This window comes from Streptomyces litmocidini (genome assembly GCF_014649755.1).
Taxonomy (GTDB): domain Bacteria; phylum Actinomycetota; class Actinomycetes; order Streptomycetales; family Streptomycetaceae; genus Streptomyces; species Streptomyces litmocidini.
Genome location: NZ_BMTQ01000001.1, coordinates 135,260 through 159,651, shown reverse-complemented (window position 1 = coordinate 159,651; position 24,392 = coordinate 135,260). Strand labels below are relative to the sequence as shown.

Here is a 24,392-nt window from a genome sequence, read left to right as displayed (position 1 = left end):
CGAGCACGCCCTCACGGCCGAGGACGGACCCCCGGGGAATCGTGGCAGATCGGACGACCCCGACATCCTGACTTCGGTGTCGCACGGAGCGGCCCCGACCGGCCCCGGCCCGGAGCCGCCCACTCTACCGGGCCAGGAATCCGGTGGTCAGTGCTCCGCTGAGGAGTGGTCAGCGGACGGCTTCGCCGAGGTGACCAGTTCCGTGAGCACGCCGTGGCAGTCCTTGGGGTGCAGGAAGGTGATCCGGGAGCCCATGGAGCCGATCCGCGGCTCGTCGTAGAGGACCCGGACGCCCTTGCCCCGGATGGCGTCGGCGTCCCCGTCGACGTCGGCCGTGCCGAAGGCGATGTGGTGCACGCCCTCGCCGTTCTTGGCGAGCCACTTGCCCACCGCGGAGTCCTCCCGGGTGGGTTCCAGGAGCTGGAGGTAGGAGGCCCCGCCGTCGTCGGTGGAGTTGATCTTGAGCATGGCCTCGCGGACGCCCTGCTCCTCGTTGACCTCGGAGTGGAAGACCTCGAAGCCGTACGTGGCACGGTAGAACTCGACGGTCCTGTCCAGGTCGAAGCAGGCGATCCCGATGTGGTCGATACGCGTCAGCATGGCTCCAGTGCACCCCCGCCGGGGTGGTTACGCAACGTGCGCGCCGTCACACCGGCAGGCCGGTGACCGGCCGCCGCACCGCTCAGTACATTGGCGGTAAACCCTCGTTCACTCCTCATCCCAAGGGGCCGTGCCTCATGTCTGGAACGACCGGTACCACCTCAGTGATCGTCGCGGGTGCCCGCACGCCCATGGGGCGCCTGCTCGGCTCGCTCAAGTCCTTCTCGGGCGCCGACCTCGGCGGCTTCGCCATCAAGGCGGCCCTGGACCGGGCCGGCATCGGCGGCGACCAGGTGCAGTACGTGATCATGGGCCAGGTGCTCCAGGCGGGCGCCGGCCAGATCCCCGCCCGTCAGGCCGCCGTCAAGGCCGGCATCCCGATGAACGTCCCCGCGCTCACCATCAACAAGGTGTGCCTGTCGGGTCTCGACGCCATCGCGCTCGCCGACCAGCTGATCCGCGCCGGCGAGTTCGACGTCGTCGTCGCCGGCGGCCAGGAGTCCATGACCAACGCCCCGCACCTGCTGCCGAAGTCCCGCGAGGGCTTCAAGTACGGCGCGATCGAGATGCTCGACGCCATGGCGTACGACGGTCTCACCGACTCCTTCGAGGGCATCGCCATGGGCGAGTCCACGGAGAAGCACAACACCCGCCTGGGCATCCAGCGCCCCGAGCAGGACGAGTTCGCCGCCCTCTCGCACCAGCGCGCCGCCGCCGCCCAGAAGAACGGCATCTTCGAGGCCGAGATCACCCCGGTCGAGATCCCGCAGCGCAAGGGCGAGCCGGTCGTCTTCTCCCAGGACGAGGGCATCCGCGCGGAGACCACCGCCGAGTCCCTCGGCAAGCTCCGTCCGGCCTTCGCCAAGGACGGCACCATCACCGCCGGCACCTCCTCGCAGATCTCCGACGGCGCCGCCGCGGTCGTCGTGATGAGCAAGGCCAAGGCGGAGGAGCTGGGCCTGGAGTGGATCGCCGAGATCGGCGCCCACGGCAACGTGGCCGGCCCGGACAACTCGCTCCAGTCGCAGCCGTCCAACGCGATCCTGCACGCCCTCGAGAAGGAGGGCCTGGCCGTCGAGGACCTCGACCTGATCGAGATCAACGAGGCCTTCGCCGCGGTCGCCGTGCAGTCGATGAAGGACCTCGGCGTTACCCCCGAGAAGGTGAACGTCAACGGTGGCGCGATCGCCCTGGGCCACCCCATCGGCATGTCCGGCGCCCGTGTCGTGCTGCACCTCGCCCTGGAGCTCAAGCGGCGCGGCGGCGGCATCGGCGCGGCGGCCCTCTGCGGCGGCGGCGGTCAGGGCGACGCGCTGATCGTCCGCGTCTCCGGCAAGTAATCCGCGTGTCCGGCAAGTGAGCGGCACCCGATCGAGGAGCAGCGCAGATGGTGGACGTCCCCGCACTCGTCGCCCAGGCACGGGAGGGCCGGCCGCGGGCCGTGGCCCGGCTGATCTCCCTGGTGGAGGGGGCGTCCCCCCAGTTGCGCGAGGTGATGGCGGCGCTCGCGCCGCTCACCGGCGGCGCGTACGTGGTGGGCCTGACCGGCTCGCCGGGCGTGGGCAAGTCCACGTCGACGTCCGCGCTGGTCTCCGCGTACCGCAGGGCCGGGAGGCGGGTCGGCGTCCTCGCCGTCGACCCGTCCTCGCCGTTCAGCGGGGGAGCGCTCCTCGGTGACCGGGTCCGGATGTCGGAGCACGCCTCCGACCCGGGCGTCTACATCCGCTCCATGGCGACCCGCGGCCACCTGGGCGGGCTCGCCTGGTCCGCCCCGCAGGCCATCCGCGTCCTGGACGCGGCCGGCTGCGAGGTGATCCTCGTGGAGACCGTCGGCGTGGGCCAGTCGGAGGTGGAGATCGCCTCCCAGGCCGACACGTCGGTGGTCCTGCTCGCACCGGGCATGGGCGACGGGATCCAGGCCGCGAAGGCGGGCATCCTGGAGATCGGCGACGTGTACGTGGTGAACAAGGCCGACCGGGACGGCGCGGACGCCACCGCCCGCGAGCTCAACCACATGCTGGGGCTCGGCGAGGCGCGGGCGGCGGGCGACTGGCGGCCGCCGATCGTGAAGACGGTCGCGGCGCGCGGCGAGGGCGTCGACGAGGTCGTGGAGGCCCTGGAGAAGCACCGCGCCTGGATGGAGGAGCGCGGGGTCCTGGCGGAGCGCCGCCGGGCCCGTGCCGCGCGCGAGGTGGAGACCATCGCGGTCACGGCCCTGCGCGAGCGGATCGGGGACCTGCACGGGGACCGGCGCCTGGACGCCCTGGCCGAGCGGATCGTGGCGGGCGGCCTGGACCCGTACGCGGCCGCCGACGAGCTGGTCGCGAGCCTGACCGGAAACTGAGCTCCGGGACGTGTGGAAAGGGCCTCCCCGGTCGTCCGGGGAGGCCCTTTCCGCAGGGCGCATATGTCAGGTCACGGCTTGCCGCGGCGGCCGCGGAGCTGTTCGGCGATCGGCTTCAGGGACTCGTGGAGGTCGCCGAGGGCCTCGCCGCTGAGCTGGTCGATGAAGTGCTTGCGCACCGACTCGACGTGGTGCGGGGCGACCTTGCGCATGGTCTCCATGCCGTCGTCGGTCAGGACGGCGTAGAGCCCGCGGCGGTCGGACTCGCAGTTCTCGCGGCGTACGAGGCCGGCGTTCTCCATGCGGGTGATCTGGTGGGAGAGCCGGCTCTTCGACTGGAGGGTGGCGGCGGCGAGGTCGCTCATGCGCAGCCGCCGTTCCGCCGACTCCGAGAGGTTCACCAGGATCTCGTAGTCGTTCATCGTCAGGCCGAAGGGCTGGAGGTCCCGCTCCAGCTGGTACGTCAGCATTCTCTGGACGTCCAGGAACGTGCGCCAGGCGCACTGCTCGCCGTCGGTGAGCCAGGGGGTGGCCGTCTCGGTCTCCATGTATGGATTCTACCTAAGAAGTTGAATACTTGACGAAGTCGGGGAGTGTGACGCCGCGCACCGCACACCGGGCGCCCCCGGCCCGGCGCGGCGCAGACGTTCGAGGGCGTCACACTCCGCAGACTACCGGCTACAGGCCGAAGCGACGCTGGAGGTCGCCGAGCTGGCCGGGAAGGCGCGGTACCGAACCCAGCGGCCCCTGGCCGGAACCGGGCGCCCCGTGCCCGCCCGGAACGCCCGCCTGCGCCGGCGGCGCGCCGGTCGCCAGCTCCGGCATCAGCAGTTCCGTCGACTGGAGCAGCACCGTGCCCGCGCCGACGAACTCGAACTGGTGCTCCTCGCCCGAGCTCCCGCCGATGCCCGTCAGCGCGCGGACACCGCCCATCACGCCCGTCATGTAGCCGTGGTCGTAGTGGTGACAGGGCGAAGGGCAGTCCGCCCAGCCGACGAGCGCCTGCGGGTCCACCCGCACCGGCGGCTCCATGAAGACCACCGGGCCGTTCGAGGCGGCCACGAACTTGCCCGTGCCGATCAGCGTCACGAAGCCCGGCACGATCGACTGCTTCAGCGCCAGCGACGGCTGGTAGGCCAGCAGGTTCCCGGAGCGGATCGTCAGATTGCCCTCGTCCAGGTCGTACGAGTTCACGTCGAAGGCCCGGTCCGCCAGCAGCATCTTCCCGCTGCCCTCGGCCACCACCCAGTCGCTCGCGTGCAGCGGCGAGTGGAAGGACGTCCGCACCAGCCGGTCGAGCCGGCCGTGCCCGATGCCGTTGAACTCGATCCGTCCGTAGTAGGCGATCATCTTCCCCTTCTGCAGGAACCACTGGCTCCCCTTGAGCTCCACGCAGAAGGTGTACGGATTGACGTTGTCGTCCGACGGAAGGGTCGTCGGATCGTGGATCACCGGGGTGCTCACAGCTTCTCCTCCGAGGCCTGGACGTACACCACGCCGTTGCCGCTCAGCTCCAGCTGGAAGGCCTCGCCGGAGCCGCGCCCCACCATGTCGCGCCAGCCCAGCGCCGTGGACAGCTTGTTCCGCACGTCGCCGCGGTGCGCCACGTACGCCTGCGGGTCGACGTGGACCGGGCGGGCCGGGGTGATCGGCAGCTCGATGACGCCGCCGTGCGCCATGACGGCCACCGAACCGTGCCCCTTCAGGGTCGTCGTGAACAGTCCCTGGCCGGTCACCTGGCCGCGGACCATGCCCATGACCCCGCCCTGCGAGCCCATGAACATCGTGCCCTGCTCCAGGGTCCCGTCGAAGGCGAGCAGCCGGTCGGCCTCCACGTACAGGGTGTCGCCCGCCAGGGCGATCACGTGGATGTGGTGACCGCCGTGCCCGAACATCACCGTGCCGGCGCCCTCGACGGTCATCAGCGGGGTCGCCTCGCCGGCCACCCGGCGGCCGATCATCGACATCAGGCCGCCCTGACCGCCCGCCATGTTCGGCGTGAAAGTGACGTCACCGCGGTACGCGAGCATCGCGCCGCGCTGACTGAACATCCGCTGCCCGGGGACGACGGTCGCCTCGACCATCTTCGAGTTGATCTCGCGGAACGGCATCAGACGTCACCCCCGATCGTGTTCCGCTCGCTCGGCTGCACGTACACGAGGCCGTCGCCCTCGAAGCGGATCTGGAAGGCCTCGCCGCCGCCCTCGCCCATCAGGGTGCGGAAGGTCACCCCGGACTGGAAGTGCTGCTGGAGGTTGCCCTGGTGGGCGATGTACGCCCCGGGGTCCACCTGGAGCGGGTACTGCGGGGTCACCCGCAGCACCACCGCCGGACCGTCCGACATGATCGCGGCCTGGCCGGTGCCCTCGACGGTCGTGGTGAAGAGACCGTTCCCGGTGGCGCCGCCGCGCAGGCCCGTGAAGGTGGTGCCGGTGCGCAGCCCCGCGTCGGTGCAGAGCAGGTTGCTCGCCTCCACCCACAGCTTGTCGCCGTGCAGGGAGACGAGGTTGATCTCGGAGGCCCGGTCGGCGAACCAGCAGGTCCCCTGACCGCGCACCTCCATCACCTCCATCTGCTCACCCGTGAGCCGGCGGGTCACCATGCCGCGCAGGCCCTCACCGCCGCCACTCATCTTCTTGAACGCCATCTGGCCGTCATAGGCGACCATCGAGCCGTTCTTCGCCTTGACGGCGTCGCCGGTCATGGAGACGGCGAGCACCTTGCTGCCTTGGAGTCGGAACGTTGCCACCCCAGGAAGGTACTGGGCCCCCGGCCAAAGAGACAGCAAAGTCGGCGTGCACAATGGACGGGCCCTTGTGCATCCGTTCACAAGATCGAACGAAGGTGACCCCCTCCGTGGACATCAAGACCGCTTCCTCCCTCCACCGGCTCCGGCTCGTCTCCGCGCCGGAGGCCGTCTCGTTCCTGCTCCTGCTGGTCTGCTCGGTGCTCAAGCGGACGACGGACTTCAACGCGGTGCCGGTCATGGGCGCGATCCACGGCATCCTCTTCGTCCTGTACGTCCTCTTCTGGCTGGACGCCTGGAACCGCACCAAGTGGAGCTTCGGGACCGCGGCCCTCTACTTCGTCCTCTCGGTGCTGCCCCTGGGCGGCTTCTACGCCGAGCGGAAGCTGAAGCGCGAGGCCGAGGACGCGGTCATCGCCTCCCGCGCGCGTCGCGAAGGCGTGGTCAACGCGTGATCGTCGCGTTCTCGGTCACCCCGCTGGGCGTGGGGGAGGAGGTCGGCGAGTACGTCGCCGACGCCGTCCGGATCGTCCGGGAGTCCGGCCTGCCGAACCGCACCGACGCCATGTTCACCTCGATCGAGGGCGAGTGGGACGAGGTGATGGACGTCGTGAAGCGCGCCGTCGCCGCCGTCGAGGCCCGCGCCCCGCGCGTCTCCGTCGTCCTCAAGGCCGACATCCGACCGGGTGTGACGGACGGCCTGACCTCCAAGGTCGAGACGGTGGAGCGCCACCTCGGCGCCTGACGCGCCCCGAACCGAACCAGCCCCCGGTCCTCCTTCCGGGCCGGGGGCTTTTCGTCGTTCCCCCGGTTGAGCGAGTGCTCAACATCGGCTACCTTCGCTCGCGGAGAGTTTTGAGCACTCGCTCAAAATCCCGGGCGGGCGGGGGGATCGGCCATGGGCCTCTACATCGAGACGTGCGTGCGCACGGACCTGGAGACGCTCTGGGAACGCACGCAGGAACCCGACCGGCACCAGCGGTGGGACCTGCGGTTCACCGAGATCGCCCACCTCCCGCACGCCGAGGGCGAACCCCGGCGCTTCCGCTACGCGACGCGCGTCCTGCCCTTCCTGGTCGTCGCCGGCACCGGTGTCTCCGCGGGGGAGCGCCACCGGGCCGGCGGCGACCGGGTCTCCGCCCTCCGCTTCGCCTCCCCGCACCCGCTCTCGCTCCTCGCCGAGGGGAGCGGCTACTGGAGGTACGTCCCCACCCCCGACGGCATCCGCTTCCTCACCGGCTACGACTACCGGCCCCGCTGGGGCCGCCCCGGCCGGCTCGCCGACCGACTCCTCTTCCGGCCCCTCATGGGCTGGGCCACCGCCTGGTCCTTCGACCGGCTGCGGCTCTGGTGCGAGCGGGGCATCGCCCCCGAAGACTCCCGCGACCGCTGGCTCCTCGAACTCGCCGCCCGCGTCCTGCTCGTCACCGCCCCGGCGCTCGCCGCCTCCCTGCGGCCGGGCCCCGTCCCGCTCGCGGCCGTCCCGCTCACCGTCCTCGGACTCGCCGCGGCCGTCCTCGTACCGCCCTCCCCGCGCACCCCCGCGGCCCGCCGCTGTCTGCGCACCCCGCCCGCCCGCCACCGGGAGCCCCGGCTCCTCGCCACCCTGGAGCAGCCGTGACCGCGACCGTGACCTCCACCGCGCCCTCGATCTTCCGCACCGCCATGGGCGACGCCGCGTTCGAGCGGCTGCACCCCGAACTCCAGCGCCGCTTCTCCGTCGGGCTCGCGAGCGGCGAGCTGTGCGTCGGACGGGGCGTCATGGACCGGATCTGGCACGGCCGGGCCTTCGTGAAGCCCTTCCTCGCCCTCGGCGCCCTGCGGAACATCCTGCTGCCCCGCACCGGCCGCGACGTCCCCTTCACCATCGAGAACGTGCCCTACGCCGACTCGTACGGACGGGAGACCGTCACCTTCGTCCGCACCTTCGCCCTGCCCGGCGGCCCCCGGCGCTTCGACGCCACCATGGTCCACAGTCCCGAGCGCGCCTGCGTCCTCGACTACCTCGGCACCCACCAGCACCTCGCCAGCGACCTGCACCCCACCGCCGAACCCGACGGCTCGCTCCTCGTCACCTCCGGCGAGCACCGCTTCCGCGAGGGCCCCGTGGACGTGCGCGTCCCCGAGCTCCTGGGCGGCCGGGCCGAGGTGCGCGAGTCCTTCGACGAGCGCACCGGCCGCTTCCGCATCGACGTCCGGGTCGTCAACCGGCACTTCGGCCCCCTCTTCGGCTACCACGGGTCCTTCACCGCCGCCTACGCCGACGTACGCTCCACCGGGGTGCGCGCGGGGCTGCGCCCGGTGCGCGAGGAGGTACGGGTGTGACACGGGGCGGTACGGGCGTGACGCGGGGCGGTGCGGGTGTGACGCGGGGCGGTACGGGCGTGAGCGGGCGGACCGCGGCGGGCGCGAAGGCGCAGGACGCCAGGAGCCGGGAGACCCGGGAGAAACTCCTCGACGGCGCCCTGCGCACCCTCGTCGAACAGGGCATCGCCAAGGCCTCCGCCCGGACGATCGCGACCACCGCCGGGGTCAACCAGGCCCTGGTCTTCTACCACTTCGGCTCCGTCGACGAACTGCTCTCCGCCGCCTGCCGGCACGGCGCCGAGCAGCGGGTGGCCCGCCACCGGGACCGGCTCCGCTCCGTCGGCAGCTTCTCCGAGCTGCTCGCCTTCGGACGCGAGATGCACGCCGAGGAACGGGACGCCGGTCATGTCGCCGTCCTCGGCCAGCTGCTCGCCGGCGCCCAGACCCACCCCCGGCTCGCCCCCGCCACCGCCGCCGGACTCGACCTGTGGATCGCCGAGATCGAACAGGTCCTCGTCCGCGTCCTCGCCGGAACCCCCCTCGCCGGGTTCACCGACCCCGCTGGGCTCGCCCGCGCGGTCGCCGCCTCCTTCGTCGGCCTCGAACTCTACGAAGGGGTCGACCCGGCGGGCGCGGAGACCGCCCTCGCCGCCCTCGAACAGCTCGGCGCCCTGATGGCCGCGGTCGAGGAGCTGAACCCGGTGGCGCGCAGGGCCGTCACGTACACCCTGCGACGGCGGCTGGAGCCCTGACGCTCCTCATTCCGGGCCGGGCCGCGACAACGCGATGCCCAGCGGGGTCCGCTCGTACAGCACCTGGTGGCCGTACCGCCGCGAGGTCAGCAGCCCCGCGTCCCGCAACACCGCCAGGTGCGACGAGACGGACGAGGGCGCCCGGCCCAGGAGATGGGCGAGCGCCGTGGTGCCCATCGGCTCGTCGAGCGCGCACAGCACGTCCGCGCGCACCGGCCCGAGCAGCCGGGCCAGCGCCTCCGGCGTGCGGCCGGCGGGCTCCGACCACAGCCCGCCGATGCCGCGCGCCGGATAGACCACCGTCGGCTGCCACGGGGGATCGAAACCGCTCACCACGTCCGGCCAGGTGAACACCGACGGCATCAGCACGAGCCCCTGCCCGTCCAGCGGACGGTCGTGCTCCCCCGGATAGGCCACCCGCAGCGTGGCCGTCTCCGCCGCCCAGTCGAAGGCCGGGTGCAGCTCGCCCAGCAGCCGTTCGAGACCGCCCTCCGCGAGCCGCCGCGAGTGGTACGCCACGTCCGCCTCCAGGAGCGCGCGCAGCCGGGGCCACTCGGGCGCGATCAGGGCCTCCCAGGCGGCGCGCAGCAGATCGGCGAGCCGGCCCACCGCCCCGGCGGGATCGGCGAGCAGTCGTCGGCCCTCCGCCGTGTCCGCCGCCCCCGGCGTCTCGGCGAGCGCCCGCTCGAAGTCGTCCAGGGCGAGCGCCGGGTCGGTCTCCCGTACGGCCGTGATCTCGTCCTCGAAGGCGGCGGCGGGGCCCAGCGGAGGTGGGTACAGGAAGTCCGGACTGTGCCCGCGCAGCGGCATCAGCAGCTGCAGCGGCCCGAGGTCGAGCTCCCGCGCGGCGCCCGCGATCCGCCGCATCCACGGCAGGTGGTAGCCCTGCTTCGCGGGCCGCGCGAGCACCCGCACGGCGGAGTGCGTCTCCCAGAGCGGCGAGATCGCGAACCGGATCCGCAGCGGGTCGGCCCCGCCGAAACGCAGGTGGTACGGCACGGGGCCCTCCGGGGACGCGGCTGGACATTCGGCTGGAGCCGAAAGTCTAGGACCGTCCCTCGGCGCCGGGCACGCTGCGCCCATGCCCGAGAACGACACCCGGACGCCGCTCCCGGCGCCCGCGCCCACCCCCGCCCCGCTCCCACCGGGCCCCGCCCCGCGGCCCGGGGCACCGGCTCCCGGAGCCGCACCGGCTCCCAGGGGGGCCGCCGCGCCCGTCCCCGCCCCCGGCTCCGGGGCCGGGCGCGCGCCCGCTCCGGCCCGGACCGTCGGGCCCGGCTCCGCCCCCGGGGCCGCCCCGCCCGCCCCGGCCCCGGCCGCCCCCGGCTACCTCGCCGTCTTCGCCGTCCCCGAGTTCCGGTTCGTGTTCGTGGCGCACCTGTTCTCGCTGCTCGGGGTCGTCGTCAGCGAGCTCGCGCTCACCGTGCTCGTGTACGACCTGACGCGGTCGCCGCTCCTCTCCTCGCTCACCTTCGCCCTCGGGTTCCTCCCCTACCTCCTCGGCGGCACCCTCCTCGCCGGGCTCGCCGACCGGCTCCCGCCCCGGCGGATCCTCGTCGTCTGCGACCTCGTCTGCGCCGGCTGCGTCGCGCTCATGGTCGTGCCCGCCACCCCCGTCGCCGTCCTGCTCGTGCTGCGCTGCGCCGTCGCCGTCGTCTCGCCCGTCTTCAACGGCACCCGCATGGCGACCCTCGCCGACATCCTCGGAGAGGGCGAGCTCTTCGTGCTCGGGCGTTCGCTGCTGCGGATCGTGTCGCAGAGCGCGCTGCTCGCCGGCTTCGCCGCCGGCGGCGTCCTCCTCACCCTCGTCCCGCCGCGCGGCGCCCTCGTCGTCACCGCCGCCACGTTCCTCGTCTCCGCGCTGCTCCTGCGCCTCGGCACCGCCCGCCGCCCCGCCCGGGCGGCCGGGAAGGGGCCCGGCGGCGGGCTCGCCGGCACCTGGGTGGTGCTGCGGAACCGGCGCGTGCGCGCCCTGATGCTGATGTTCTGGGTGCCGCCGCTCTTCGCCGTCGTGCCCGAGGCGCTCGCCGCCCCCTACGCCGACGAGATCGGCGTCTCCACCGCCGCCCTCGGCCTGCTCATGTGCGCGCTGCCCGTCGGCACCATCGCGGGCGAGCTCTTCGCGGGGTCGTTCCTCTCCGCCGGGGCCCGCTCCCGGATCGTGCTGCCGCTCGCCGTCACCGGCGTCCTGCCGTACCTCCTGTACGCCCCCGAGCCGGGCGTCGCCCTCGCGGCCGTCGCCCTGTTCCTGGCCGGTGCCACCGGCGCGTACACCCTCGGCCTCGACGCCTGGTTCGTCGCCGCCGTTCCCGAGGAGCAGCGGGGGAGGGCCATGACCCTGATGACCGCGGGCATGATGACCGTGCAGGGCGTCGGCATGGCCGGTGCGGGGATCGCGGCCGAGTTCGCCCCCGTGCACGCGGTCGTCGCGGGCGCGGGCGTCCTCGGCACGGTCTGTCTCCTCGCCGCCGCCGTCGAGCTGCGGGCGACCGAAAGGCGAGACGGGGCTGACCGGCATGTGACCAGTCGGTAAGGTCGACGCGTGCCGAAGCCGCTCAGTCTCCCCTTCGACCCCATCGCCCGAGCCGACGAACTCTGGCAGAAGCGCTGGGGCCCGGTCCCCTCGATGGCCGCGATCACCTCGATCATGCGCGCCCACCAGATCCTCCTGGCGGAGGTGGACGCGGTCGTCAAGCCGTACGGGCTGACCTTCGCGCGGTACGAGGCCCTGGTGCTGCTCACCTTCTCCAAGGCGGGCGAGCTGCCGATGTCCAAGATCGGCGAGCGGCTGATGGTCCACCCGACCTCGGTGACGAACACGGTGGACCGGCTGGTGAAGTCGGGGCTCGTCGCCAAGCGGCCCAACCCCAACGACGGCCGCGGCACCCTCGCCTCCATCACGGAGAAGGGCCGCGAGGTGGTCGAGGCCGCGACCCGCGACCTGATGGGGATGGACTTCGGCCTGGGTGCGTACGACGCCGAGGAGTGCGCGGAGATCTTCGCGATGCTGCGCCCGCTGCGGGTCGCGGCGCACGACTTCGACGAGGGCTGACCCGGGCGAAGATCGCCCGGATCGTGCCGTTACGCTCGACGGCATGAAATCCAGCGTGCTGACCCGCTACCGCGTCATGGCGTACGTGACCGCCGTGATGCTCCTCATCCTGTGCGCGTGCATGGTCGCCAAGTACGGCTTCGGCGTCGGCGAGGACCTGACCTTCGCGGTCTCCCAGCTGCACGGCGTCCTCTACATCATCTACTTGATCTTCGCCTTCGACCTGGGTTCCAAGGCGAAGTGGCCGTTCGGCAAGCTCCTCTGGGTGCTGATCTCCGGCACCATCCCGACCGCCGCGTTCTTCGTCGAGCGCAAGGTCGTCGCCGAGACGCTTCCGCTGGTCAGCGGCGCGCAGGCGCAGCCGGTCAAGGCCTGACCCCCGCCCCCGCACTCACCTGCGGGGGTTTCCCGTCGACATTTACTAGGACGTCCTAGTAAATTCGAGGCATGGACGCTGACGCCATCGAGGAGGGCCGCCGCCGCTGGCAGGCCCGCTACGACAAGGCCCGCAAGCGGGACGCGGACTTCAGCACGCTCTCCGGCGACGCCGTGGAGCCGGTCTACGGCCCCCGGCCCGGTGACACCTACGAGGGCTTCGAGCGCATCGGCTGGCCCGGCGAGTACCCCTTCACCCGCGGTCTGCACCCCACCGGGTACCGGGGCCGGACCTGGACCATCCGCCAGTTCGCCGGCTTCGGCAACGCCGAGCAGACCAACGAGCGGTACAAGATGATCCTCGCCGCGGGCGGCGGCGGCCTCTCCGTCGCCTTCGACATGCCGACCCTCATGGGCCGCGACTCCGACGACCCCCGCTCCCTCGGCGAGGTCGGCCACTGCGGGGTCGCCGTCGACTCCGCCGCCGACATGGAGGTCCTCTTCGGGGGCATCCCGCTCGGGGACGTCACGACGTCCATGACGATCTCCGGGCCCGCCGTCCCGGTCTTCTGCATGTACCTGGTCGCCGCCGAGCGCCAGGGCGTCGACCCGGCCGTCCTCAACGGCACGCTCCAGACGGACATCTTCAAGGAGTACATCGCCCAGAAGGAGTGGCTCTTCGAGCCCGAGCCCCATCTGCGCCTGATCGGCGACCTGATGGAGCACTGCGCGGCGAACATCCCCGCGTACAAGCCGCTCTCGGTCTCCGGGTACCACATCCGCGAGGCGGGGGCGACGGCCGCGCAGGAGCTGGCGTACACCCTCGCCGACGGCTTCGGCTACGTCGAACTCGGCCTCTCCCGCGGCCTCGACGTCGACGTCTTCGCCCCCGGCCTCTCCTTCTTCTTCGACGCGCACCTCGACTTCTTCGAGGAGATCGCCAAGTTCCGCGCCGCCCGCCGGATCTGGGCCCGCTGGATGAAGGAGGTCTACGGCGCCAGGACCGACAGGGCGCAGTGGCTCCGCTTCCACACCCAGACCGCCGGGGTCTCCCTCACCGCCCAGCAGCCGTACAACAACGTCGTGCGGACCGCGGTCGAGGCGCTCTCCGCCGTCCTCGGCGGCACCAACTCCCTCCACACCAACGCCCTCGACGAGACCCTCGCGCTCCCCAGCGAGCAGGCCGCCGAGATCGCGCTGCGCACCCAGCAGGTGCTGATGGAGGAGACCGGCGTCGCCGGCGTCGCCGACCCGCTGGGCGGTTCCTGGTACGTCGAGCAGCTCACCGACCGCATCGAGGCCGACGCCGAGAAGGTCTTCGAGCAGATCAAGGAGCGCGGTCTGCTCGCCCACCCGGACGGCAGGCATCCGATCGGTCCGATGACCTCCGGCATCCTGCGCGGCATCGAGGACGGCTGGTTCACCGGCGAGATCGCCGAGTCCGCCTTCCGGTACCAGCGGGCCCTGGAGAAGGGCGAGAAGCGGGTCGTCGGCGTCAACGTCCACCACGGCTCGGTCACCGGCGACCTGGAGATCCTGCGGGTCAGCCACGAGGTCGAGTGGGAGCAGGTCCGCGTCCTCGGCGAGCGCAAGGGGCGACGGGACGACGCCCGGGTCCGCGCCTCGCTCGACGCGATGCTCACGGCGGCCCGGGACGGGTCGAACATGATCCCGCCCATGCTGGAGGCCGTCCGCGCCGAGGCCACGCTCGGCGAGATCTGCGACGCCCTGCGCGAGGAGTGGGGGGTCTACACGGAGCCCCCGGGCTTCTGACGCCCCGCGTACGCCCGATGCCCCGCATGCGCCTGACGCCCCGCGTGTGCCCGACGCGCCGCATGCGCCCGACGCGCCGCCTAGTGCGCCGCCGCCGCTCCCAGGCCGCCGAGGAGGAGGGCGGAGAGGCGTGCCGCCCAGGGTTCGTCCACCGGCTCCGCGCTCACCAGGGCCCGGTGCACCACGGCGCCGGCGACCACGTCGAAGATCAGGTCGTCGAGGGCGGCGACGGTGGACACGGGGTGCTCGTCGGGGAGTTCGCCGCGCTGCTGGGCCCGCTCGCGGCCCGCCAGGACCAGGCGCTTCTGGCGGTCGACGATGGAGGCGCGGATGCGCTCGCGGAGCGGCTCGTCCCGGGTCGACTCGGCCACCACGGCCATCAGGGCCGTCTTCGTCTCGGGCCGTTCGAGGAGGGCCGCGAACTGCAGCACCACGTGTTCGATGTCGGCCTGGAGGGAACCCAGGTCGGGCAGTTCGAGTTCGTCGAAGAGGACGGCGACGGCGTCCACGACGAGCTCGTTCTTGTTGGCCCAGCGGCGGTAGAGGGTCGTCTTCGCGACCCCGGCGCGGCCGGCCACGTCCCCCATCGTGAGCTTGGACCAGCCCAGTTCGACCAGGGCCGCGCGGGTCGCCTCCAGGATGGCCGTGTCGGCCTCCGTGGAGCGGGGGCGCCCGGTGCGGCCGCCGCGGGGGTTGGTGCGCTTACACATGGAAAGCGACCATACCCGCCGGTAGGTACACCGCCAGGGGTCGGTGATGTGAGGCAGTTCACCGTACGGATCCCGCTCCCGCCCTCCCGCCGGGTCCTTCCCCGGAGTTACGCTACGACCTGTAGCGAAAGGCATTGAGCGGCCTGAGCGACAACCACAGTGCCGGATGGGGATCCGGTGCGACAGAGGGCGCCGGGTGGGGACCCGGTGCCACCGAAGACGAGGAACCGTGTCGTCCGCGCGTCTCGCACACCGGCGGGAGATGCGCGGACGGCGCGGTTCAGCCATGGCTTACCGGTTACGCGCGCGGAAGGGGGAGGATGTATCCATGCAGCCCCGAAACATGTCCATGAGCGGCGTCGTCGACCTCGCCGCGGTGAAGGCGGCCGGAGAGGCCAAGGCGAAGGCGGAGCAGGTGCGGGCCGAAGCCGCCCGGCAGGGCGGTTCCGCCGCCGTGCCCCCGTCGGCCCTGGTGATCGACGTCGACGAGGCCGGCTTCGAGCGCGACGTGCTCCAGCGCTCGGCCGAGGTTCCGGTCGTCCTCGACTTCTGGGCCGAGTGGTGCGAGCCCTGCAAGCAGCTCGGCCCCCTCCTGGAGCGGCTGGCCGTCGAGTACAACGGCCGCTTCCTGCTCGCGAAGATCGACGTCGACGCCAACCAGATGCTGATGCAGCAGTTCGGCATCCAGGGAATTCCGGCCGTTTTCGCGGTGGTCGCCGGTCAGGCGCTGCCGCTGTTCCAAGGAGCGGTGCCCGAGGCGCAGATCCGGGAGACCCTCGACCAGCTGATCCAGGTCGGTGAAGAGCGCTTCGGCCTCACCGGCATCGCCGTGGACGCGGGCGCCGACGCCTTCGATCCGGCGGCGCGGCCGGCCGGTCCGTACGACGCGCTCCTCGAAGCGGCGATGTCCGCGCTCGACGCGGGCGACCTGGCGGGTGCCGTCCAGGCGTACAAGAACGTGCTCGCCGACGACCCGGCCCACCCGGAGGCCAAGCTCGGTCTGGCGCAGGCCGAACTCCTCACCCGGGTGCAGGACCTCGACCCGGCCGCCGTCCGCAGGAACGCGGCGGACGACCCGGCCGACGTCACCGCGCAGATCGCCGCCGCCGACCTGGATCTGGTGGGCGGTCACGTGCAGGACGCCTTCGGGCGCCTCGTGGAGACCGTGCGCCGCACGGTGGGCGAGGACCGGAACGCGGCGCGGCTGCGGCTCCTGGAACTGTTCGAGGTGATCGGTGCCGACGATCCGCGCGTGACGGCGGCCCGGCAGGCCCTCGCACGGGTGCTGTTCTAGCTCCCGGGGCGCGCCGAATCGTCCGACGATTTGGCAGCAGGGTGACAAAACGCGGCCGCGCTTTACCAAAACTTGGTAATCGCGGCCGCTGTTACTTGCAGTAAATCGAACCCGACGTTCTGTCCGTATTCATCCGGCGATCTCCCGACATTCCCCACCGCCCTAACGCACCCAGCGTGCCCGTTCGGTCCCGCCCCGCCATGGCGTGGTTATCCACCCGTTACTAGCCAGTAACGAACCCCCTTGTGCGGGGGCCCGGAATGGACCACGATCGGCGACGCTCGGTCCGAATCGCATACCCCGGGAACCACCCGGGAACGCGGCGAGGGTCCCCACCGAGTGGACCGGTGTTCCGGCACCGGTCGTGGACAGGGGGGTTCCCGATCTCACCGACCGGGGCCTGTCCAGAACAGGTCGCGCTCGAAGGCGTGACCCATGGTTGTCGCTCGGGGGTGATCGCCGGTGATTCGGACGCGCATCGCGCCGCCTGATGCCTCGGCGCTCTCCTTCCCGAGGACGTAGCTCTTCTCCCATCCCAGGGCGGGCTCCCGGGCCCCCTTCGGAGATGTACGTCCGAGAAGGAGGAATTCTCATGAAGTCCCAGGTTCGTGGCGGGACCAGATGGAAGCGGTTCGCCGTCGTCATGGTCCCGAGCGTGGCCGCGACGGCCGCGATCGGTGTGGGTCTGGCCCAGGGCGCGCTCGCCGCGTCCTTCAGCATCTCCGGCCAGGAGTTCAAGGTCTCGGCCCAGAGTCTTGAGGGCAAGGACTTCGTCCAGTACGGCAGCGTGGACGTCGGCAAGAACCTCGACGGTTCGAACCTCGCCGCCCCGGTGGCGGTCTCCGGCTTCTCCACCGCCAAGATCACCAAGATGTGCCAGTCGGTCGTGACGCCGAAGGTGCCGTTCATCAACGACTCGGTCACCCTCCGCCTGGAGGCCGGCAACGAGGCCGCGACGACCGGCAAGGACGAGGACAAGGTCCGGGCGAAGGACATCTACCTCGATGTCTCCGACCTCCAGACCGACGCCGAGTTCGGCAACATCGACATCGGCGTCGCCGCGGGCAAGCTCAACGAGTTCGGCGGCAAGGTGGTCGACGGCAAGCCGGGCATCCAGCCGAACACCGCGGCCAGCCCGTACGGCTTCGGCCAGCGCGCCGAGACGGCGACGCTGAAGAACGTGAAGCAGAAGGCCTGGGCCACCACGGCCGCCACCTTCACGCTTCCGGGCCTGCACCTGTCGCTGCACAAGGGCACCGACCAAGAGTGCTACTAGGACCGGCCGGCCCCTGAGGGCCGATCCGTTCCGGAGGGTGGGGCCGCCGCGTGCGGTCCCACCCGCCAGGTTCCTTCTCTTCATCTTCCTCAGCAACACCGCTTCCAGGGAGCTGTTCCATGAGCGCCGAGTACCCCGCCTCCCGCGAAGTCCCCAAGAAGGAGAACCGGTTCAAGGTCTGGCGGCAGACCCGGCCCTTCTGGGCGGGACTGTTCACCATGATCGGCGGCGTACCGATCGCCTACCTCCCGTACGGGGACATGCGGCTCGGCAACATGACGATCGCCATGCAGACGACCGCCGGGTCGGCCGCGCTGATCATCGGCGTCCTGCTCATCACGCTCGGACTGACGATGTGGTTCCAGCCCATCGTGCGGGTGTTCGCGGGCGTCGCGTCGATCGTCCTCGCACTCGTCTCCATCCCGGTGTCGAACTTCGGCGGCCTCGTCGTCGGATACCTCTTCGCCCTCATCGGCGGCGCCATGTCCGCCTCCTGGGCGCCCGCGCGCCCGGTCGAGGAGACCGAGGAAGCGCAGCACGACGGTCACCCGGAGGCCTCTCACGAGGCCGGTGCGGAGCCCGCTACGGAGATCGTGCCGACGGCCGCGTTCCCGGAGCAGCGCGGGGCGGAGCACCTGGCGACCGAAACCACGACCGACGCCAACGGCGGGAGGAACAGTGCGGGGTGACGAGACTCAGTCGGCGCTCGCGAAGGAGGGCCCGCGGCACGCGGCCCCGCGCAAGTCGCTGCTGAACAGGATCCAGGGCCCCGCCGGAAAGGCGATGGCACTGGCCGCCATGCCGACCGCGGTGCTCGTGGGCATGGGCCTCACGCCCAGGCTCGCCCTCGCGGACGACAAGGACATCCCCTTCGCCCCCGGCCCCTGCGTGACCCGCTCGGACGAGCCGACGCCGGAGGCGTCGGAGACGCCGAAGCCGGAGGAGAGCACCAAGCCCACCGCCACGGCCACGCCGACGGACACCCCCTCGGCGACCGCCACGCCCTCCGCCACCGTGACGCCGTCCGGGGCCCCGGCGCCCACCGCGACGCAGACCGGTCAGACCGCCGCGCCGCAGACGCAGGAACACGCGACGACCGCCCCCGCGCCCGCCGCGACCCCCACGGCCACCCCCTCGCCGACGCAGTCCAAGAACCCGCTGGACCCGCTGGGCCTGGGCGACGCCCTCAAGGACCTCTTCGACGGCCCGGACGGGACGCCGACGGCCACGCCCACGACGGCGGCGCCGACGACCCCCGCCCCGCAGCAGACGGAGGCCCCCGCCGACAAGGCGCCGGCCACCGACACCCCCGCGCCGACCGCCACCGCGTCCTCGAAGCCGAAGCCGGCGGAGGACCCGGACGCCGACCGGACGAGGAAGGCGATCGAGAAGGCCGCCGCGGAGGCCGGTGCCACGGTCGAGGAACTCCCCGAGAGCGCCAAGGGCCTCGACGCCAAGCCGGACGCGGACATACCCGACGGGGCCAAGCCCCGCTTCCCGTGTCCCGTGCCGGACCCCGAGGCGCTGGCAGCGGCCGAGCTGGAGCCGGGCATCCCGCTGCTCCCGGACGAGCCGTGGCGGCTGGACAGCACGAGGCTCGAACTGATCGGCCTGAAGTACCACGGCATCGTCGAGGTCAAGACCGCCGGCGGCAAGGTCAAGAAGGCGCTGAAGTTCACCGCGAGCAACGTCAAGATCAGGGACCTGCACCAGACGACGGTCCACTCGGAGGGGCTCTCGGGCCACGTCCGCTCCGCCCGGGGCGAGGACTCGACCATCACCGACGGCACGGTCACCATGTACACGGAGTCCCTGAAGGGCAACCTCTTCGGGCTCATCCCGGTCACCTTCACTCCGGAGACCCCGCCGCCGCTGGACGTGCCGTGGGCCGTCTTCACCAAGGTGACGGTGATACAGGCGGGCCAGTTCGGCGGCACCCTCCGCATCCCCGGCCTCCACAACACGATCGAGCCCAGCTGACCTCGGTACAGTTCGCCGGCCGATCCCCGTACCGCTCCGGGAGCCGCACACGGCGAAGCCCCCGTCCGCACCGGACGGGGGCTTCGTCGTGCGTCACGCGGGTCAGGCGCGCGGCGCGCCGCCCAGGTGGTGGACGCGGACCATGTTCGTGGTGCCGGGGACGCCGGGGGGCGAGCCGGCGGTGATGACCATGATGTCGCCCTCGCTGTGGCGCTGGAGCTTGAGGAGCTCGGCGTCCACGAGGTCGACCATGGCGTCCGTGTTGTCCACGAACGGGACCAGGAAGGACTCCACGCCCCAGCTCAGGGTGAGCTGGTTGCGGGTGCCCTCGTCCGTCGTGAAGGCGAGGATCGGCTGCTGCGTGCGGTAGCGCGAGAGGCGGCGGGCGGTGTCGCCGGACTGCGTGAAGGCGATCAGCGCCTTGCCGTCGAGGAAGTCCGCGATCTCGCAGGCCGCGCGGGCGACGGAACCGCCCTGGGTGCGCGGCTTCTTGCCGGGGACCAGGGGCTGGAGGCCCTTGGAGAGGAGCTCCTCCTCGGCCGCCGCGACGATCTTCGACATCGTCTTGACGGTCTCGATCGGGTACGCGCCGACCGAGGACTCGGCCGAGAGCATGACCGCGTCCGCGCCGTCCAGGATCGCGTTGGCGACGTCGCTCGCCTCGGCGCGGGTCGGCCGGGAGTTGGTGATCATCGACTCCATCATCTGGGTGGCGACGATGACCGGCTTGGCGTTGCGGCGGCACATCTCCACGAGGCGCTTCTGCACCATCGGGACCTGCTCCAGCGGGTACTCCACCGCGAGGTCGCCACGGGCCACCATGACCGCGTCGAAGGCCGCGACGACGGCCTCCATGTTCTCCACGGCCTGCGGCTTCTCCACCTTGGCGATGACGGGGACCCGGCGGCCCTCCTCGTCCATCACCTTGTGGACGTCCTTGACGTCGTCGGCGTCGCGGACGAAGGACAGGGCGACCATGTCGCAGCCCATCCGCAGCGCGAAGCGGAGGTCGTCGACGTCCTTCTCCGAGAGCGCGGGCACGTTGACCGCCGCGCCGGGCAGGTTGATGCCCTTGTGGTCGGAGATGACGCCGCCCTCGACGACGATGGTCTTGACCCGGGGGCCGTCGACCTCGACGACCCGCAGCTCGACGTTGCCGTCGTTGATCAGGACCTGGTCGCCCTTGGAGACGTCGCCCGGCAGACCCTTGTAGGTGGTGCCGCAGATCGACTTGTCGCCCGGGACGTCCTCGGTGGTGATGGTGAACTCGTCACCGCGCACCAGCTCGACCGGTCCCTCGGCGAAGGTCTCCAGACGGATCTTCGGGCCCTGGAGGTCGGCGAGGACGCCGACGGCGCGCCCGGTGTCCGCGGAGACCTGCCGGACGCGGTCGTACCGCTCCTGGTGCTCTGCCTGGGACCCGTGGCTGAAATTGAATCGGGCCACGTTCATGCCGGCCTCGATGAGAGCCTTCAGCTGCTCATACGAGTCGACGGCGGGGCCCAGCGTGCAGACGATTTTGGAACGGCGCATGAGGCGGATCCTATCGGTTTGTTTCACTGCGGAATATTCCGTCTGGCGGAAAGTACAAATGGGCGCGGGCCCGCTCAGGCGTTCACTCGTTCGAGCTCGCCCCTTCCAGAACGAGCGCGTAGCTCTGGCGCGCGATCTCCAGCTCCTCGTCCGTCGGCACCACCGCGACCGCCACCCGCGCGTACACCGGCGAGATGATCCGGGCCTCGTCGGAACGCGCGGAGTTCAGGTCCGGGTCCACCGCGAGCCCGAGCTCCTCCAGGCCCGCGATCGCAGCCTCCCGCACCGGCGCCGCGTTCTCACCGACCCCCGCCGTGAACGCCACCGCGTCCACCCGGCCGAGCACCGCGCAGTACGCCCCGATGTACTTCTTGAGCCGGTGCACGTAGATGTCGAAGGCCAGCGCCGCCCGCTCGTCCCCCTCGTCGATCCGCCGGCGGATCTCCCGCATGTCGTTGTCGCCGCAGAGCCCCACCAGCCCGGACTTCTTGTTCAGCAGCACGTCGACCTCCTCCGCCGACATGTCCGCGTTCCGCATCAGGTGGAAGGTCACCGCCGGGTCGACGTCGCCCGAGCGGGTGCCCATGACCAGGCCCTCGAGCGGCGTCAGGCCCATCGAGGTGTCCACGCACCGGCCGCCCCGCACCGCCGACGCCGAGGCGCCGTTCCCCAGGTGCAGCACGATCACGTTCACCTCCTCCGGCTCCTTGCCCAGGAGCCTTGCCGTCTCCCGCGAGACGTACGCGTGCGAGGTGCCGTGGAAGCCGTACCGGCGGATCCGGTGCGCGTCGGCGGTCTCCACGTCGATCGCGTACCGCGCCGCCGACTCCGGCATCGTCGTGTGGAAGGCGGTGTCGAAGACCGCCACCTGCGGCAGGTCCGGGCGCATCGCCATCGCCGTACGGATGCCGACGAGGTTCGCCGGATTGTGCAGCGGCGCCACCGGCACGAGCCGCTCGATCTCCGCGAGCACCTCGTCGTCGATCACCGTCGGCTCGGTGAACCGCAGCCCGCCGTGCACCACCCGGTGGCCGATCACCGCCAGCTCGGGGGAGTCCAGGCCCAGGCCGTCCGCCGCCAGCTCCTCGGCGACCGCCTTCAGCGCGGCCGCGTGGTCCGCGATCGGCCCGTTCCTCTCGCGCTTCTCCCCGCCCTTCGGCGGGGTGTGCGCGATCCGCGAGGTCTCCTCGCCGATCCGCTCCACGAGACCCTGCGCCAGGCGGCCGCCGTCCCGCATGTCGAGCAGCTGGTACTTCACCGACGAGGAGCCGGAGTTGAGGACCAGCACGCGAGAGGGAGGGGTCGAGCGGAGCTCGTCGGGCAGGGCGGTGGCGGGTGACGGGTGGGCGGTCATGCCGGGAGCTCCTGGGACTGGGACTGGATCGCCGTGATGGCGACCGTGTTGACGATGTCGCTGACGAGCGCGCCGCGCGAGAGGTCGTTCACGGGCTTGCGCAGGCCCTGGAGCACCGGGCCGACGGCCACGGCGCCGGCCGAACGCTGCACGGCCTTGTAGGTGTTGTTCCCCGTGTTCAGGTCCGGGAAGATCAGCACGGTCGCCTGGCCCGCGACCTCCGAACCCGGCAGCTTCGTCGCCGCCACGGACGGCTCGACGGCCGCGTCGTACTGGATCGGGCCCTCGATCCGCAGCTCCGGACGCGCCTCGCGGACCAGCTTCGTCGCCTCCCGCACCTTGTCGACGTCCGCGCCGGAACCCGAGGTGCCGGTGGAGTACGAGAGCATCGCGATGCGCGGCTCCACCCCGAAGCGGGCCGCCGTCGCCGCCGACTGGGCGGCGATGTCCGCGAGCTGCTCGGCGTTCGGGTCCGGGTTGACCGCGCAGTCGCCGTACACGAGGACCTTGTCGGCGAGGCACATGAAGAACACCGAGGAGACGATCGACGCGTCCGGCTTCGTCTTGATGATCTCGAACGCGGGCCGGATCGTCGCCGCCGTGGAGTGCACGGAACCCGACACCATGCCGTCGGCGAGTCCCTCCTGCACCATCAGGGTGCCGAAGTAGTTCACGTCCGAGACGACGTCGTACGCCAGCTCGACGGTGACGCCCTTGTGGGCCCGCAGCGCCGCGTACTTCTCGGCGAACGTGTCGCGCAGCTCCGAGGTCTGCGGGTCGATCAGCTGCGTGTCGCCCAGGTTCACGCTCAGGTCGGCGGCCTTCTTGCGGATGGCCTCGACGTCGCCGAGCAGCGTCAGGTCGCAGACGTCGCGGCGGACCAGCACGTCCGCCGCGCGCAGCACCCGCTCCTCGGTGCCCTCCGGCAGCACCACCCGGCGCCGGTCGGCCCGGGCCTGTTCGAGCAGCTCGTGCTCGAACATCATCGGCGTGACCCGGCCGCTGCGCGCCACCGAGATCCGCTTGAGGAGGTCGGCGGTGTCCACGTGCCGCTCGAAGAGGCCGAGGGCGGTCTCCGCCTTGCGCGGGGTGGCGGCGCTCAGCTTGCCTTCGAGCGAGAACAGCTCGGTGGCGGTCGGAAAGCTGGTGCCGGGCACGGAGATGACCGGCGTGCCGGGCGCCAGGCGGGCCGCCAGGGTCAGGATCTCGTCGTCGGGCCGCTCGTTCAGGGTGAGCAGCACGCCGGCGATCGGCGGGGTGCCGGCCGAGTGCGCGGCGAGCGCGCCGACGACCAGGTCGGCCCGGTCCCCGGGGGTCACGACGAGACAGCCCGGGGTCAGCGCCTTGAGGAAGTTCGGCAGCATCGCGCCGCCGAAGACGAAGTCGAGCGCGTCCCGCGCGAGACCCGCGTCGTCGCCGAGGACGACGGAGGCGCCGAGCGCCTGGGTGATCTGGGCGACCGTGGGCGCGGCGAGCGCCGGCTCGTCGGGCAGTACGTAGCAGGGTACCGGGAGCCGGGCCGCGAGCCGCTCGGCGATGCCCTCGCGGTCCTCGCCGGCCACCCGGTTGACGACCATCGCGAGCACGTCGCAGCCGAGCCCGTCGTACGCCCGGAAGGCGTTGCGCGCCTCGGCCCGTACGGACTCGGGGGTCTGGCTCTTGCCGCCGACCACCGGTATGACGGAGGCGCCGAACTCGTTGGCGAGGCGCGCGTTGAGCGCGAGCTCGTCGGGGAGCTGGGTGGCGGCGAAGTCCGTGCCCAGGACGAGGACGACCTCGTAGTCGCGGGCGACGGCGTGGAAGCGGTCGACCAGCTGGGAGACCAGCTCGTCGGTGCCCCGCTCCGCCTGGAGCGCCGAGGCCTCGTGGTAGTCCATGCCGTAGACCGACGACGGGTCCTGCGAGAGCCGGTAGCGGGCGCGCAGCAGATCGAAGAGCCGGTCGGGGCGGTGGTGCACCAGCGGACGGAACACCCCCACCCGGTCCACCTGGCGGGTGAGGAGCTCCATGACTCCCAGCTCGACGACCTGGCGGCCGTCACCGCGGTCGATCCCGGTCACGTACACGCTGCGCGTCACGCCGTGGTCTCCTGTCCAGTCCTGCGGAAGGGCCGAGCGGTGCTCTCGCGGCACCGATCCACACCCCCGTGCGTCAATCGACAGTGCTCAGAAAGCCCCGATAGGGCGGCATTACCCCCTTGACAATACCCCCGCCGATGGTTACGTCGCCCCCTGGGCAAAGGGCCCGGAACCCCGGGACGAAAGGCCTCCGCGGGCCCGTCGGCCAGGACGCGCGG

25 protein-coding genes are annotated in these 24,392 nt (G+C 71.8%); 15 read left to right on the top strand and 10 right to left on the bottom strand.

Going from position 1 to position 24,392, the window contains the following annotated elements; genetic code table 11:
• Positions 1-147 precede the first annotated feature (147 nt).
• Positions 148-600, bottom strand: a complete 453-nt coding sequence (gene mce / locus IE180_RS00660; protein ID WP_190154749.1) for a methylmalonyl-CoA epimerase — start codon at positions 598-600, stop codon at positions 148-150.
• Between the two features lie 137 nt (positions 601-737).
• Here mce and IE180_RS00655 point away from each other — a divergent pair, with 137 nt between their 5' ends.
• Positions 738-1,940 (top strand): acetyl-CoA C-acetyltransferase, encoded by a 1,203-nt coding sequence (locus IE180_RS00655; protein WP_190154748.1) that lies wholly within the window; start codon positions 738-740, stop codon positions 1,938-1,940.
• A gap of 47 nt (positions 1,941-1,987) precedes the next feature.
• On the top strand, positions 1,988-2,944 hold the full coding sequence (gene meaB, locus IE180_RS00650) for a methylmalonyl Co-A mutase-associated GTPase MeaB (RefSeq protein ID WP_190154747.1): 957 nt from the start codon (positions 1,988-1,990) through the stop codon (positions 2,942-2,944).
• A 71-nt stretch (positions 2,945-3,015) separates the two neighbouring features.
• Here the strand turns inward: meaB and IE180_RS00645 are convergent, their stop codons facing one another.
• The 4 genes from IE180_RS00645 to IE180_RS00630 form a co-directional block, all read right to left on the bottom strand.
• Positions 3,016-3,492: a MarR family winged helix-turn-helix transcriptional regulator gene (locus tag IE180_RS00645; protein WP_030693295.1), complete on the bottom strand. Its 477-nt coding sequence runs from the start codon at positions 3,490-3,492 to the stop codon at positions 3,016-3,018.
• Between the two features lie 130 nt (positions 3,493-3,622).
• Positions 3,623-4,408, bottom strand: coding sequence for an AIM24 family protein (locus tag IE180_RS00640; protein ID WP_190154746.1), 786 nt, complete (start codon positions 4,406-4,408; stop codon positions 3,623-3,625).
• Positions 4,405-5,055 (bottom strand): AIM24 family protein, encoded by a 651-nt coding sequence (locus IE180_RS00635; RefSeq protein WP_190154745.1) that lies wholly within the window; start codon positions 5,053-5,055, stop codon positions 4,405-4,407. The genes IE180_RS00640 and IE180_RS00635 overlap by 4 nt, the downstream gene beginning before the upstream one ends.
• Positions 5,055-5,693, bottom strand: coding sequence for an AIM24 family protein (locus IE180_RS00630; protein WP_041662875.1), 639 nt, complete (start codon positions 5,691-5,693; stop codon positions 5,055-5,057). The genes IE180_RS00635 and IE180_RS00630 overlap by 1 nt, the downstream gene beginning before the upstream one ends.
• A 107-nt stretch (positions 5,694-5,800) precedes the next feature.
• Here IE180_RS00630 and IE180_RS00625 point away from each other — a divergent pair, with 107 nt between their 5' ends.
• The 5 genes from IE180_RS00625 to IE180_RS00605 all read left to right on the top strand — a co-directional run bounded on the left by IE180_RS00625 (position 5,801) and on the right by IE180_RS00605 (position 8,749).
• Positions 5,801-6,145, top strand: coding sequence for a DUF3817 domain-containing protein (locus IE180_RS00625; RefSeq protein ID WP_190154744.1), 345 nt, complete (start codon positions 5,801-5,803; stop codon positions 6,143-6,145).
• A complete protein-coding gene (locus IE180_RS00620) occupies positions 6,142-6,435 on the top strand; it encodes an MTH1187 family thiamine-binding protein (protein WP_190154743.1) in 294 nt (97 codons plus the stop codon). Before IE180_RS00625 ends, IE180_RS00620 begins: the two co-directional genes overlap by 4 nt.
• Positions 6,436-6,588: 153 nt before the next feature.
• Positions 6,589-7,311 (top strand): hypothetical protein, encoded by a 723-nt coding sequence (locus IE180_RS00615; RefSeq protein WP_190154742.1) that lies wholly within the window; start codon positions 6,589-6,591, stop codon positions 7,309-7,311.
• A gap of 44 nt (positions 7,312-7,355) precedes the next feature.
• Positions 7,356-8,015 carry a DUF4166 domain-containing protein gene (locus IE180_RS00610; RefSeq protein WP_190155183.1) on the top strand — a complete coding sequence of 220 codons (660 nt, stop codon included), beginning with the start codon at positions 7,356-7,358 and terminating at the stop codon, positions 8,013-8,015.
• 59 nt (positions 8,016-8,074) lie between these two features.
• Positions 8,075-8,749: a TetR/AcrR family transcriptional regulator gene (locus IE180_RS00605; RefSeq protein ID WP_190154741.1), complete on the top strand. Its 675-nt coding sequence runs from the start codon at positions 8,075-8,077 to the stop codon at positions 8,747-8,749.
• A 6-nt stretch (positions 8,750-8,755) separates the two neighbouring features.
• Here IE180_RS00605 and IE180_RS00600 read toward each other — a convergent pair whose 3' ends face one another.
• Positions 8,756-9,748 carry an ArsR/SmtB family transcription factor gene (locus IE180_RS00600; protein WP_190154740.1) on the bottom strand — a complete coding sequence of 331 codons (993 nt, stop codon included), beginning with the start codon at positions 9,746-9,748 and terminating at the stop codon, positions 8,756-8,758.
• An 82-nt stretch (positions 9,749-9,830) separates the two neighbouring features.
• On the opposite strand from IE180_RS00600, the gene IE180_RS00595 reads away from it, so the two are divergent.
• The 4 genes from IE180_RS00595 to icmA all read left to right on the top strand — a co-directional run bounded on the left by IE180_RS00595 (position 9,831) and on the right by icmA (position 13,949).
• The gene (locus IE180_RS00595; protein WP_190154739.1) at positions 9,831-11,282 is read left to right on the top strand and encodes an MFS transporter; all 1,452 of its coding nucleotides are present in this window, start codon (positions 9,831-9,833) and stop codon (positions 11,280-11,282) included.
• A gap of 9 nt (positions 11,283-11,291) precedes the next feature.
• Positions 11,292-11,801 (top strand): MarR family winged helix-turn-helix transcriptional regulator, encoded by a 510-nt coding sequence (locus tag IE180_RS00590; RefSeq protein ID WP_190154738.1) that lies wholly within the window; start codon positions 11,292-11,294, stop codon positions 11,799-11,801.
• Positions 11,802-11,844: 43 nt separating this feature from the next.
• The gene (locus tag IE180_RS00585) at positions 11,845-12,177 is read left to right on the top strand and encodes a DUF3817 domain-containing protein (RefSeq protein WP_190154737.1); all 333 of its coding nucleotides are present in this window, start codon (positions 11,845-11,847) and stop codon (positions 12,175-12,177) included.
• A 71-nt stretch (positions 12,178-12,248) separates the two neighbouring features.
• A complete protein-coding gene (icmA, locus tag IE180_RS00580; protein WP_190154736.1) occupies positions 12,249-13,949 on the top strand; it encodes a coenzyme B12-dependent isobutyryl-CoA mutase large subunit in 1,701 nt (566 codons plus the stop codon).
• A gap of 80 nt (positions 13,950-14,029) precedes the next feature.
• Here icmA and IE180_RS00575 read toward each other — a convergent pair whose 3' ends face one another.
• Positions 14,030-14,659, bottom strand: a complete 630-nt coding sequence (locus IE180_RS00575; protein WP_190154735.1) for a TetR/AcrR family transcriptional regulator — start codon at positions 14,657-14,659, stop codon at positions 14,030-14,032.
• A gap of 328 nt (positions 14,660-14,987) precedes the next feature.
• On the opposite strand from IE180_RS00575, the gene IE180_RS00570 reads away from it, so the two are divergent.
• The 4 genes from IE180_RS00570 (at position 14,988) to IE180_RS00555 (ending at position 19,209) form a co-directional block, all read left to right on the top strand.
• The gene (locus IE180_RS00570; RefSeq protein ID WP_190154734.1) at positions 14,988-15,953 is read left to right on the top strand and encodes a tetratricopeptide repeat protein; all 966 of its coding nucleotides are present in this window, start codon (positions 14,988-14,990) and stop codon (positions 15,951-15,953) included.
• Between the two features lie 592 nt (positions 15,954-16,545).
• Positions 16,546-17,229: a DUF6230 family protein gene (locus IE180_RS00565; RefSeq protein ID WP_190154733.1), complete on the top strand. Its 684-nt coding sequence runs from the start codon at positions 16,546-16,548 to the stop codon at positions 17,227-17,229.
• A 119-nt stretch (positions 17,230-17,348) separates the two neighbouring features.
• On the top strand, positions 17,349-17,918 hold the full coding sequence (locus IE180_RS00560; protein ID WP_190154732.1) for a DUF6114 domain-containing protein: 570 nt from the start codon (positions 17,349-17,351) through the stop codon (positions 17,916-17,918).
• A complete protein-coding gene (locus IE180_RS00555) occupies positions 17,908-19,209 on the top strand; it encodes a hypothetical protein (RefSeq protein WP_190154731.1) in 1,302 nt (433 codons plus the stop codon). The genes IE180_RS00560 and IE180_RS00555 overlap by 11 nt, the downstream gene beginning before the upstream one ends.
• A 102-nt stretch (positions 19,210-19,311) precedes the next feature.
• Here IE180_RS00555 and pyk read toward each other — a convergent pair whose 3' ends face one another.
• The 3 genes from pyk to pta all read right to left on the bottom strand — a co-directional run bounded on the left by pyk (position 19,312) and on the right by pta (position 24,174).
• Positions 19,312-20,742 carry a pyruvate kinase gene (gene pyk / locus IE180_RS00550; RefSeq protein ID WP_190154730.1) on the bottom strand — a complete coding sequence of 477 codons (1,431 nt, stop codon included), beginning with the start codon at positions 20,740-20,742 and terminating at the stop codon, positions 19,312-19,314.
• Between the two features lie 82 nt (positions 20,743-20,824).
• Entirely contained in the window at positions 20,825-22,096 is a 1,272-nt protein-coding gene (locus IE180_RS00545; protein ID WP_190154729.1) for an acetate kinase, read from the bottom strand.
• The gene (gene pta / locus IE180_RS00540) at positions 22,093-24,174 is read right to left on the bottom strand and encodes a phosphate acetyltransferase (RefSeq protein WP_190154728.1); all 2,082 of its coding nucleotides are present in this window, start codon (positions 24,172-24,174) and stop codon (positions 22,093-22,095) included. Before pta ends, IE180_RS00545 begins: the two co-directional genes overlap by 4 nt.
• Between the last annotated feature and the right edge of the window lie 218 nt (positions 24,175-24,392).